Here is a 12,991-nt window from a genome sequence, read left to right on the forward strand (position 1 = left end):
TCATGGAATATGAAAGCAACAGAACAAACCATACAGCAGGTTGAGCGGTTCATCAACAAGATTGGACAGAAGTTCCCGGCATGTGAGGACACGGCTATCGTGACCGATATTCATGTATGTGCAAACCCAGACAGTGGTGAGTTGCTGGCTTATGACGACAATGGCGACGAGATAACACGCTGTGTTGTTGAACAATGGATTGGCAACACGGATGATAAATTCTTTGATCAGATAACGCTACAACTAAGGCATATCATCAAAACTAAGGCTGATGATGTAGACCATTTAGGCATTCTCAAACCCTATAGTTTTGTGTTGGAGAACGAGGAACACACCCCTATTGCCGAACTTTATCTTGCAGATGATGAAACTGTCATTATTGGTGGAGACCTGATGAAAGGACTTGAAAAAGACCTTGACGACTTTCTTTCTGACCTTATCAAAGAATAAATAAGCATCTGTTTTTAACACCTGAGGGGCAGACCAAAAGGAAATAGAAAACCGTTTTCAATGTATGTGCAGAATAGTTTCATGCCCTTGATTTCCTTGCTTTTATCGTCTTGGTTTGCAATGTCGGTCACTTCCTTTTGCCACTTGCGTCACTTTACCGCCTAAAGTGACTGAAAACACCATGCAACTTGACGCAGATTACACGCTAACTTGACGCAGATTACAAGGCAACTTGACGCGACATACAAACCTCCCTGTGGCATAATATACGACAACGAAGTGCATATGATCTCCTTTTAAGAAAGAACTGCGTTGTCAACTAAAATCTAATCATCATGAAAAAATAAAGTTACATATTTGTCAGACTCATGATTAAATCGTATATTTGCCAACAATTTTAAATCATTTGTTCTTATAACCATAAAGACATAAACAATTTATGCAGGGCTCAATCAATTCAGTTTTATCGGGAGATTTCAACAAAAAGAAATTCCTGATGTGTGTGGTTACAGCAATCTTGACTGTAATCGTATGGAATCTTCCAAGTAGTTTCTTCGGCATCGAAGGGCTGACTGTCGTTCAACAGCGCGTAATTGCCATTTTCGTTATGGCCGTATTGCTGTGGATAACAGAAGCCATTCCAGCCTGGGCAACCTCTATCACCATTATCTTCGTGCTGCTCTTCTGTGTCAGTGACTCGTCATTCCAGTTCTTTCAAGGCACAGAAGATCAGTACGGAACAATGCTTGACCACGTGGGAGTCATGGCATGTTTCGCCGATCCGACAATCATCTTGTTCTTAGGTGGCTTTGTGTTGGCAATTGCAGCAACCAAGAGTGGCCTTGATGTTCTTGCGGCCCGAACGCTGATGAAGCCTTTCGGACAAAAGAGTGAGAACGTGCTTTTAGGCTTTCTTCTCATAACAGGTGTGTTCTCCATGTTCATTTCCAACACTGCAACAGCAGCGATGATGCTCACTTTCCTCACCCCTGTATTCAAGGCACTTCCTGCAAATGGTAAAGGAAGAATAGCGCTTACAATGGCCATTCCGGTAGGAGCTAACTTAGGAGGTATGGGTACCCCTATCGGTACACCACCGAATGTATTTGCCTTGAAATACCTCAATGACCCCACAGGGCTGAACATCGGCATCACATTCTCCCACTGGATGATGATTATGGTGCCGCTTGTTATCGTGTTGCTCATCATTGCATGGCGCATGATTATACGCTTCTTCCCATTCACTCAAAAGACTATACAGCTTGACATCAAGGGAGAAGTTTCACATAACTGGCGCACTGTCGTCGTAGCAGCAACCTTCATCCTGACTATTTTCCTATGGGTTGCCGGCAAAAACCTATTTGGCATCAACGCAAATACAGTCGCCATGCTGCCAATTGCCGTATTTGCCATCACCAGAGTCATAACAGCAAAAGACCTGCAAGATATCGACTGGTCTGTTATCTGGATGGTAGCGGGAGGTTTTGCCCTCGGTAATGCAATGAACGGAACAGGTCTTGCTGAGAACGCAATCAAGAGTATTCCCTTCGGAGCATGGAACCCCTTGATTATTCTTTTCATTGCATGTATCATCTGCTTTATACTGAGTAACTTCATATCCAATACGGCCACAGCTGCTCTGCTCGTGCCAATTCTTGCAGTTGTATGTAAAGGTATGGGCGAAAACTTAGGTATGATTGGTGGCACAGTGACGATATTGGTCGGTATTGCTGTAGCGGCAAGTGCTGCAATGAGCCTTCCCATCAGTACTCCTCCGAATGCCATTGCATTCTCTACAGGCCTTATAAAGCAGAACGACATGCTGAAAGTCGGTGTTTCGGTAGGCGTAATAACCCTCATCATTGGTATCAGTATGCTTATTGTAATTGGCAAATTAGGGCTGTTCTGATTTGTAATCAAATAACACAGAGCCTCTCCTCCTACTTGAAGGTGAGGCTTCTTTCATTTTTTCTACCACAATCTCAAGTTGTTTTATCTATATTTTTGTAACTTTGCAACAATCAATTTTTCAAATCATGTTCTTACAGAAAGCTTTGGGTTTCAATCCCACTACGATGAAGGCTCGCACAGAAATCATCGCCGGAGCCACGACATTCCTCACCATGTGTTACATTCTTGCTGTCAATCCAGGTATTCTAAGCACTACGGGAATGGACAAAGGAGCTGTCTTTACGGCCACAGCAATTGCTTCAGCCATAGCAACCTTACTGTTGGCTTTCATGGCCAAACTACCTTTTGCACAGGCACCGAGTATGGGACTCAACGCTTTTTTTGCCTTCACACTCTGTCAGGCAATGCACTATACATGGCAACAATCGTTGGCAATCATGCTGGCTGAAGGTGTTCTTTTCCTTCTGATAACCTTCCTCAACATTCGGGAACACATCCTGAATGCAATTCCAAACAACCTGCGTTACGCAATCTCAGCCGGTATCGGTATGTTCATTGCATTCATTGGACTGAAGAATGCAGAAATCATTGTAGCCAATCCTGCAACCTATGTAGGATTAGGTAAGTTCACCCCAACAGCAATTTTAGGTGTCATTGGGATTATTCTCAGTGGTGTTCTCATGGCACGTCGCATCAAAGGAGCTTTGTTCCTCAGCATCATTATCACAACTATCATCGGCATTCCGATGGGAGTAACACAAATTCCTGCAGGGTGGTTACCTGTTGACATGCCTCAGGATATTCGGCCAATCTTTGCTAAATTTGATTTCTCTGAACTTATCACACTGAAGACCGGCCTTGTGATTATCTCCCTTTTAATGGTCAACATCTTCGATACTGTAGGTACACTTGTCGGCCTTGCTTATAAAACTGGCATCGTAAAGAAAGACGGTTCAATTCCCCACATCAAGGAAGCTATGATGAGTGATGCCATTGGAACAACCTGTGGTGCATTCTTGGGATCAAGCACTTTGACTACTTATGTGGAGAGTGCAGCAGGCATAGCCGAGGGCGGACGCAGTGGTCTGACCTCTGCTTTCGTGGGACTGTTATTCATTATTTCACTGTTCCTGTCGCCTCTTTTCATGCTTATCCCCAGTGCTGCAACAAGCGGAGCACTCGTTCTTGTAGGCGTATTGATGCTCGACAGCGTGAAACAACTTGAACTCAACGATGTAAGTGAGGCCTTTCCTGCTTTTATCACGATGATAACCATGGTGCTCTGCTACTCTATTGCCGATGGTATCTATTTGGGAATTCTAAGCTATGTCATCTTGAAACTTTGCACTTCGCAATATAAAGTGCTTAATTCCACATTGATAATCCTTTCTATTCTCTTCATTCTAAACTTTATTTACGGATAAAATGGAAAAGAAAACCGCATTGATTACCGGTGCAACAAGTGGCATTGGAGCTGCATGTGCCCGAAGATTTGCACATGGAGGATATGACCTTGTCCTTACAGGACGCAATCAAGAGAAACTTCATGAAGTATCTCTGCAGCTACAGAAAGAGGGCACAGATGTATTGACGCTTGCTTTCGATATTACCAATCGAGAAGCTGCGATGAAGGCTGTCAGTCAGTTAAATGACAGGTGGAGTCAAATAGATGTACTCATCAACAATGCAGGGTTGGCTTTAGGACTTGAAAAAGAATACGAGGGAAACATGGATGAATGGGATACCATGATTGATACAAACATCAAAGGTTTGCTCACCATGACACGCCTTATTGTCCCCAAGATGATTGAAAGACAATGCGGACATGTCATTAATATTGGCAGCGTTGCAGGCGATGCAGCCTATGCCGGAGGTAATGTTTACTGTGCAACAAAGGCTGCTGTCAAGGCACTTTCTGACGGATTACGGATTGATGTGGCTCATACGCCCATTCGAGTGACCAATATCAAGCCGGGACTTGTAGAGACTAACTTCAGCAATGTGCGTTTTCATGGCAACAAAGAAAAGGCAGACAGTGTCTATAAAGGAATTAAACCGCTCACAGGAGATGATATTGCCGATGTAGCGTTTTATGCTGCCAATGCACCTGCCCACGTACAGATTGCAGAGGTTCTCGTCCTTGCAACGCATCAGGCTAACGGTTCGGTCACTCATAGAGAACGGTAATTTGCAAAGCAAAAACCATATAAGAAGCCCCCATTCCTCTGACAGTAATCATCTATGAGGAATGGGGGCTTTGCATGGATATCAGTCAAGCTGTCTACAGAAAACTACTCAATAGCGCAAGAAGTGCTGGGCCTCGTTGCTTAAAGATAATCTTAAAGATGTTCTATTCCCCACAAGAATGGCCGACACAATAGTCAAAACACTCATGCCATTACATGCAGCTACGCAACGAAGTTAACACCCTTTGCCATCAAGACTGCAGCTTGGTGCACCGGCTTCCTGAGATTTAAGACCAGCTTCTTCAGGGGTAAGCGTCACGCGACCATCCTCTAAAACAAAGCAGGGAATACCTGCATAGCCATGTTTTTTGGCATCATCAAACACAGGATTATTATCTCTGAGACTCAGAAAAGCCTTCAGATTTCTGACATGCTCACCGATATCTATCACTTCATAACGGTCATTACCTTTCACCTGTTCGTCTACAAAAACGCAATCCGGACAAGTTTTCATTCCATAAATCTTTATCATATGCAAATTACTTTAATTGAAAATTCATCGCAAACTTACATAAAAATACTGATATTCGCACACAAAAAGAGAAGTTTTATTACCTTTGTCAATTATAATTTCAAAGCTAATGGATTTTTTAGAACTAAGCAAGAAGAGGTTTGCTACGCGCAAATTCAGTCAAGAAACAATAAGTAAAGAGGACCTGAACTATATCATGGAGAGTGTGAGAATGGCTCCTTCAGCCGTAAACCGACAGCCATGGAAGTTTGTCATCGTACAGTCTGGCACTGCAAAAGAGAAGCTTTTGCAATGCTATGACAGGGAGTGGTTCCGCTCTGCCCCACTCTATATCATCTGTCTGAAAGACACTATGTCCAATTGGATACGCCCTTTCGACAACAAGGCTCATGGAGACATTGACCTTGCCATAGCCATTGAACACCTCTGCTTGGCAGCAACCGAGCGAGGATTAGGCACTTGTTGGGTGTGTAACTATGACCCGGAAAGACTTTCTCAGCTGTTCCCTACGCCGGGATATGAAGCAGTTGCCATCATTCCTCTGGGACATATTGCCCCGGACTGTCCTCATAAAGAAAAACAACGTAAACCTTTAGAAGAAATCACAGAATACATCTAAACTTGACATCGGCCCCGACTTGATAGTAAAAAGGCATAAAGCTGTATCTGTGAATTAGTCTTTAATCTTTTTCACCCCATATAATCATGCAGCTGATGACACCTGCTGTATCTCATGTTTTTTGTAAAGATTAGTGGCTGTTTTTAACATTTCAGAGAGTGACTAAACAGAAAAGGAAAAGCAAAAAAATAGGTATTATTTTATGATTTTCCAGCTTTCGGATTGCAAATCCATTCACATTACACTGCGTTTTGACTCAAAACACGTGGCTTTTTGAGTCAAAATACAACGCAATCTGATGCAGATTACGCAGTGATTTGATGCAAGTGACATCCATTTTTGACATGATTTTACATTACATTTAGAATTGAAAAACATAACATTCTGATAATCAACGTAGTATAAACTGCTTAAAAAACAGGCATATTTGAAGCGATGAAGATATCCCTTTCGAATATACGAGTTTTATGAGAACAATTGTAAATATCCTTGAATGAAATTAACATATAATTCGCTTTGCCGCGAAATAGAATTTATTCTGACATGAACAGTTGAGCCATTACAGAGGCTGCACATGATAAAACAGAAAAAATGTCCCCATGATAGGCAATCTGATAAAAAACTATTAAAATATACAGGCTTTTTCTTGTATAATTCATTGAGAAATAGTACCTTTGCAGGCGTTTAGCAAAAATAGACAATTAAAATAGTTGAATGAAGAATGACAAATTGAAAAATCAGTACCGTGTTAATGAACAAATACGTGTACGTGAGGTCCGTATCGTAGGAGAGGACGGTTCTGAAGTAGTACCTACACGCAAAGCTTTGGATATGGCGCACCAGAAAGGTGTTGATCTTGTAGAGATTTCGCCTAATGCCCAGCCACCGGTTTGTCGTCTCATTGACTATTCAAAATTCCTTTACCAGCAGAAGAAGCACCAGAAGGAAATGAAGCAGAAGCAGGTGAAGGTTGAAGTGAAAGAAATACGTTTCGGTCCTCAGACCGATGAACATGACTATCAGTTCAAGTTGAAGCATGCACGCGAATTCCTCAACGAAGGCAACAAGGTTCGTGCTTATGTGTTCTTTCGTGGTCGTTCAATCCTTTTCAAGGAACAGGGAGAAGTTCTGCTACTCCGCTTTGCAAACGATCTTGAAGAGTTTGGAAAAGTGGAACAGATGCCGAAGTTGGAAGGAAAAAAGATGTTCCTCTATCTCGCACCAAAGAAAGTGGGAGTCGTAAAGAAGAGCCAACAGAAAATGGATAGAGAAAAGCGTGAGGCCGAAGCTAAAGCTGCAGAGCAAAACCAGAAGAATGAAAATGCAGAGAATAACGGCTTATTTGCCAATGCGAAGAACGGCCAAGACGTACTTAGCAAACTGAAAAATGGAAGTTCTGTAGAAGAATAAAAGAGACGTGCGTAACGCCAGGTATATGCGTTGCCACAATAAATAACAATTTAAAATAAAAAAAATGCCAAAAGTAAAGACAAATTCCGGCGCAAAGAAAAGGTTCTCATTCACCGGTACTGGTAAGATTAAAAGACATCATGCTTACCACAGTCACATTCTGACTAAGAAGACAAAGAAACAGAAGAGAAATCTTGTTCACCAGACAATGGTTGATCACAGTAACATGAAGCAGGTTCGCGACTTGCTCTGTCTTCGTTAATTAACTTTTTAGTAGAACATTTAAAGAAAGAAAATTATGCCAAGATCAGTAAATCATGTTGCTTCAAAAGCAAAGAGAACAAGAATTCTGAAGCTCACTAAAGGTTACTATGGAGCGAGAAAGAATGTTTGGACGGTAGCAAAGAATACATGGGAAAAAGGTCTCACCTACGCTTATCGTGACCGCCGAAACAAAAAACGTAACTTCCGTGCATTGTGGATTCAGCGTATCAACGCAGCTGCCCGCCTTGAGAATATGAGTTATTCTACATTGATGGGTGCTCTCCATAAAGCTGGTATTGAAATCAACCGCAAGGTTCTTGCAGACCTTGCCGTAAACAATCCCGAAGCTTTTAAAGCTATCGTAGAAAAGGTTAAGTAATCATTTTGATTACACATATATTTATAAAAAGGAGTGAATTGCTTAAGTAATTCACTCCTTTTTGTAGTTTAAGAATATACAAAGCCTTTCTAAACCCCATGAACATGCAAAGAAAAACAATAGAAGAGCAAAAAGAAATTGAATTTACTGATATCAAAAGATAGTTTTTATAACAATACAAATCGAATTCACACTCGTTGGTTTAGCTACACTGCTAAAATATGAAAAAATACCAACTTTTTTGCAATCTACAGTTTGCAAATTTAGAAATAAGTATTATCTTTGCATAGTATTTAGATATAAAAGAACCCAAAGATAATGGAAGCTTTCTTTCGTACACACGCTTATCTTGTTGAGCATACAAACGTATCAGTACGTCGCACCCTTATGGATGAGATTAACTGGAACGGTCGCATGATTGGCATTAAAGGGACACGCGGTGTAGGAAAGACCACATTTCTACTGCAATATGCCAAGGAAAAGTTTGGCGCACACGATCGGCGATGCCTCTATGTCAACATGAACAACTTTTATTTCCAAAGTAAAGGTATTGCAGAATTCGCCGGGGACTTTGTCAACAACGGAGGAAAAGTACTACTGATAGACCAGGTATTCAAGCAACCTAATTGGAGCGTAGAGCTTCGCAAATGTTATGATTCCTATCCTAATCTAAAGATTATATTCACGGGTAGCAGTGTGATGAGACTCAAAGAAGAAAACCCAGAACTCCATAATATTGTCGAAAGCTATAATCTTCGGGGGCTGTCTTTCCGTGAATATCTCAATCTTATGACGGGAAATAACTTTCATGCTTACACTCTATCTGAGATATTGCATAATCATGAACATATCATCAAGGACATTCTCCCGCTCATAAGTCCTCAGAAATACTTCCATGATTATATTCATCATGGCTTTTATCCATTCTTTTTAGAACACACCAACTTTTCGGAAAACTTACTCAAAACAATGAACATGATGACAGAAGTCGACATTCTGCTCATCAAGCAAATTGATTTGAAATATCTTACAAAAATCAAGAAGCTTTTTTATCTGCTGGCAGTAGAAGGCCCTAAGGCACCTAACATCAGCAATTTAGCTCACGAAATACAGACCAGTCGAGCCACGGTTATGAATTACATCAAGTATCTTGCCGATGCCCGACTCATTAACATCATTTACCCTGTTGGGCAGGAATTCCCCAAAAAGCCAAGCAAGGTCATGATGCATAACTCCAATCTCATGTATGCAATCTACCCCATTCAGGTCAATGAGCAGGAGGTTATGGAAACTTTCTTCGTCAATTCACTTTGGAAAGATCACAAAGTTAATCAGGCTTCCAAGGATCACTATTTCACCGTCGATGGCTGTCGCAAGTTCAAAATTATTGATGCACAAAGCGAACACAAGCAACGATGCAACCCAGATACGGTCTATGCACGCTATAATACAGAAGTAGGAAAAGACAATCTCATTCCACTTTGGTTATTGGGTTTCCTTTATTAAAGGGATAAGTTGACAAGTAAATGAGTCTATAAATTATAGGTAAACACATAGGCTACTCATAAAGAGTTGACAAGTTAAATGATTGAAAAATAGAAAATTAAACAATATACAAAAACATTCATTAATATTTTATCAGACATAAAATGGCTAAAGAAAAAAAGTTTATCACTTGTGATGGTAACACAGCTGCCGCTCATGTAAGCTACATGTTTACAGAGGTTGCTGCCATCTATCCTATTACTCCGTCATCTCCGATGGCCGAGCATGTAGATGAATGGGCTGCCAAAGGTCGTAAGAACCTATTTGGTCAGACAGTTTCTATCCAGGAAATGGAGTCTGAGGCAGGTGCAGCAGGTGCCGTTCACGGTTCTTTGCAGGCTGGTGCCCTCACTTCTACCTACACAGCATCACAAGGTTTGCTGCTGATGATTCCTAATATGTACAAGATTGCAGGTGAATTGCTTCCATGCGTATTCAACGTTTCTGCTCGTACATTGGCATCTCATTCTCTTTGTATCTTCGGTGATCACCAGGATGTAATGGCCTGTCGACAGACGGGATTCGCTATGTTCTGTTCAGGTTCTGTTCAGGAAGTAATGGATCTTTCTGCTGTTCCTCACTTGGCAACACTTGAAACATCTGTTCCTTTCATCAATTTCTTCGATGGTTTCCGTACTTCTCATGAGTACCACAAGGTTGAAGAAATGGATATGGAAGACGTTCGTTCACTCGTTAATCCTGAGTTTATCAAGAACTTCCGTGATCGCGCACTCACTCCTGAACGCCCCGTAACACGTGGTACAGCTGAAAACCCAGAAACTTTCTTCACGCATCGTGAGGCTTCTAACCAGTACTATGACCGCATTCCTGCTATCGTTGAGAAGTATCTGGGTGAGATTTCCAAGATTACCGGTCGTGAATATCACCTCTTTAACTACTATGGTGCAAAGGATGCTGAAAACATTATCGTCCTCATGGGGTCTGCTACAGAGCCAGCTCGTGAGGCTATTGACTTCCTTGTAAAGCAGGGAAAGAAGGTAGGTATGGTTGCAGTTCACCTATATCGTCCATTCTCTGTTGAGGCTATTCGTGAAGCAATCCCAGCGACGGTCAAGCGCATTGCCGTACTCGACCGTACCAAGGAACCGGGAGCAGAAGGCGAACCATTGTATCTCGATGTGAAGAGTGCCCTCTATGACGATCCACGTAAACCGCTGATTGTCGGTGGTCGCTATGGTCTCGGCTCTTCAGATACAACTCCAGCCAAGATTATCTCTGTGTTCAACAACCTCGAGTTGCCTATGCCAAAGAACCACTTCACAGTGGGCATCGTAGACGATGTTACTTTTACTTCACTTCCTGAAGTTGAGGAAATCCCAATGGGTGGCGCAAGTCTGTTCGAAGCTAAGTTCTATGGCTTGGGTGCTGACGGTACAGTTGGTGCCAACAAGAACTCTGTTCAGATTATTGGTAATAACACCAGTAAATACTGTCAGGCTTATTTCAGCTACGATTCTAAGAAGTCTGGTGGTTTCACTTGTTCACATCTTCGCTTCGGTGATGAGCCAATCCATTCTTCATATCAGGTAAATACGCCTAACTTTGTGGCTTGCCACGTTCAGGCTTACCTCCACATGTACGATGTAACTCGTGGTTTGCGCGACAATGGAACATTCCTGTTGAACACCATTTTCGAAGGCGAAGAACTCGTAAACTTCATTCCAAATAAGGTAAAGGCTCACTTTGCTAAGCACAACATCAAGGTATATTATATCAATGCAACAAAGATTGCACAGGAGATTGGACTTGGCAACCGAACCAATACTATCCTGCAATCTGCATTCTTCCGCATTACTCAGGTTATCCCAACCGAACTTGCTGTTGAGCAGATGAAGGCATTTATCGTGAAGTCTTATGGCAAGAAGGGACAAGACATTGTCGACAAGAACTATGCTGCTGTTGACCGTGGTGATGAATATAAAGAACTGACCATTGATCCTGCATGGGCTAATCTACCTGCTGACGAAGATAAAGATGGCAACGTTCCGGCATTCATTAAGGAAATTGTTCGTCCTATCAATGCACAGGCAGGAGATTTGCTGAAAGTATCTGATTTCGTAAAACATGGCACTGTTGATGGCACATGGAAGAATGGCACAGCAGCCTATGAAAAACGTGGTGTAGCAGCATTCGTTCCTGTTTGGAAACCAGAAAACTGTATCCAGTGTAACAAGTGCGCCTACAGTTGTCCTCATGCAACTATCCGTCCGTTTGTTCTTAACGAAAAAGAAAAGGGTGACTTCGGAGATGAGACCATTGATATCCTCGCTCCAAAGCAACTTAAAGGTATGCAATTCCGCATTCAAGTTGATGTTCTCGACTGCCTTGGCTGTGGTAACTGTGCTGACATCTGCCCAGGTAAAAAGGGTGAAAAAGCGCTCGTTATGGCTCCGTTCAATGTTGACGCTCCTGATATGATCAAGGAGATGAACAATTGGGAACACATGGTTAAGAATGTAACTTCTAAGCAAGATCTCGTAGATATCAAGCAGAGTCCGAAGAACAGTCAGTTCGCACAACCATTGTTTGAATTCTCCGGTGCATGCTCAGGTTGTGGTGAAACTCCTTACGTAAAGCTCATTTCTCAACTCTTCGGCGACCGTGAAATGATTGCAAACGCTACAGGTTGCTCATCTATTTATTCTGCTTCAATCCCATCAACTCCATATACAACAAACGAAAAGGGACAAGGCCCAGCCTTTGATAACTCTCTGTTTGAAGACTTCTGTGAGTTTGGTTTGGGTATGGCCATGGGTAACAAGAAGATGAAAGAGCGCATTGTGAAACTACTCAACGATGCAATGGCTCATGAGGATAATCCTGCAGAATTCAAGGCAGCAGCAGAAAAATGGATTGCAGGAAAAGATGATGCTGATGCTTCAAAAGAGGCTGCAGCAGAGCTCAAGCCGCTCATTAAAGCTGGTGCAGAAGCCGGATGTCCAATCTGCAAGGAACTCCAGACACTTGAACATTACCTCGTTAAACGCAGTCAATGGATTATCGGTGGCGACGGTGCTTCTTATGATATCGGCTATGGTGGTCTCGACCATGTACTCTCTACAGGTGAAGATGTGAATATTCTCGTACTTGATACAGAGGTTTATTCTAACACCGGTGGTCAGAGTTCCAAGGCTACTCCACTTGGTGCCATCGCTCAGTTTGCTGCTCAAGGTAAGCGCATCCGCAAGAAAGATCTTGGCTTAATGCAAACCACTTATGGTTATGTATATGTGGCCCAGATTGCTATGGGTGCAGACAATGCACAGACATTGAAGGCTATCCGTGAAGCTGAAGCTTATCCAGGGCCATCACTCATCATTGCATACGCACCATGTATCAACCATGGTATCAAGGGGACCAAGAACATGAAGCGTAGCATGGGACGCAGCCAGAACGAGGAAAAACTTGCTGTCGACTGTGGTTACTGGCACTTGTGGCGCTATGATCCACGCTTGGCAGATGAAGGGAAGAACCCATTCCAGTTGGATTCTAAGGCTCCCAATTTTGCTGATTTCCGTGAGTTCCTCATGGGTGAAGTTCGTTATTCCTCAGTAGCTAAGGCTTATCCTAACGAAGCTGAAGAACTGTTTGCAGAAGCAGAAAAGATGGCTAAGCTCCGTTATCAGACTTACCAGCGTAAGAGCAAGGAAGACTGGAGCGAGACTATTGACTAA

General features: G+C 42.4%; 11 protein-coding genes. 10 read left to right on the forward strand and 1 reads right to left on the reverse strand.

From position 1 onward, the window contains the following. Nucleotides 1–9: 9 nt before the first annotated feature. The 4 genes from EL210_RS07505 (at nt 10) to EL210_RS07520 (ending at nt 4,548) form a co-directional block, all read left to right on the forward strand. Entirely contained in the window at nt 10–450 is a 441-nt protein-coding gene (locus tag EL210_RS07505; RefSeq protein ID WP_018920204.1) for a hypothetical protein, read from the forward strand. Nucleotides 451–889: 439 nt separating this feature from the next. Continuing rightward, complete coding sequence (locus EL210_RS07510) at nt 890–2,359, forward strand: SLC13 family permease (RefSeq protein WP_018920205.1); 1,470 nt, start codon at nt 890–892, stop codon at nt 2,357–2,359. 127 nt (nt 2,360–2,486) lie between these two features. Further along, complete coding sequence (locus EL210_RS07515) at nt 2,487–3,785, forward strand: NCS2 family permease (RefSeq protein ID WP_018920206.1); 1,299 nt, start codon at nt 2,487–2,489, stop codon at nt 3,783–3,785. Nucleotide 3,786: 1 nt separating this feature from the next. Continuing rightward, complete coding sequence (locus EL210_RS07520; protein WP_018920207.1) at nt 3,787–4,548, forward strand: SDR family NAD(P)-dependent oxidoreductase; 762 nt, start codon at nt 3,787–3,789, stop codon at nt 4,546–4,548. Between the two features lie 234 nt (nt 4,549–4,782). Here EL210_RS07520 and EL210_RS07525 read toward each other — a convergent pair whose 3' ends face one another. Next, nucleotides 4,783–5,079, reverse strand: coding sequence for a hypothetical protein (locus EL210_RS07525; protein ID WP_018920208.1), 297 nt, complete (start codon nt 5,077–5,079; stop codon nt 4,783–4,785). A gap of 109 nt (nt 5,080–5,188) precedes the next feature. Here EL210_RS07525 and EL210_RS07530 point away from each other — a divergent pair, with 109 nt between their 5' ends. From EL210_RS07530 to nifJ, 6 genes are all read left to right on the forward strand, one after another. After that, nucleotides 5,189–5,698 carry a nitroreductase family protein gene (locus EL210_RS07530; protein ID WP_018920209.1) on the forward strand — a complete coding sequence of 170 codons (510 nt, stop codon included), beginning with the start codon at nt 5,189–5,191 and terminating at the stop codon, nt 5,696–5,698. Nucleotides 5,699–6,412: 714 nt separating this feature from the next. After that, nucleotides 6,413–7,108: a translation initiation factor IF-3 gene (gene infC / locus EL210_RS07535; RefSeq protein WP_018920210.1), complete on the forward strand. Its 696-nt coding sequence runs from the start codon at nt 6,413–6,415 to the stop codon at nt 7,106–7,108. Nucleotides 7,109–7,172: 64 nt separating this feature from the next. Further along, on the forward strand, nt 7,173–7,370 hold the full coding sequence (gene rpmI / locus EL210_RS07540; RefSeq protein ID WP_004370904.1) for a 50S ribosomal protein L35: 198 nt from the start codon (nt 7,173–7,175) through the stop codon (nt 7,368–7,370). Between the two features lie 36 nt (nt 7,371–7,406). Next, nucleotides 7,407–7,751, forward strand: coding sequence for a 50S ribosomal protein L20 (rplT, locus tag EL210_RS07545; protein WP_004370905.1), 345 nt, complete (start codon nt 7,407–7,409; stop codon nt 7,749–7,751). Nucleotides 7,752–8,069: 318 nt separating this feature from the next. Then, nucleotides 8,070–9,257: an ATP-binding protein gene (locus EL210_RS07550; protein ID WP_004370907.1), complete on the forward strand. Its 1,188-nt coding sequence runs from the start codon at nt 8,070–8,072 to the stop codon at nt 9,255–9,257. Between the two features lie 143 nt (nt 9,258–9,400). Continuing rightward, nucleotides 9,401–12,991, forward strand: a complete 3,591-nt coding sequence (nifJ, locus tag EL210_RS07555) for a pyruvate:ferredoxin (flavodoxin) oxidoreductase (protein WP_018920212.1) — start codon at nt 9,401–9,403, stop codon at nt 12,989–12,991.

Origin of the sequence: Segatella oris (genome assembly GCF_900637655.1) — a bacterium.
Classification (GTDB): Bacteria; Bacteroidota; Bacteroidia; order Bacteroidales; family Bacteroidaceae; genus Prevotella; species Prevotella oris.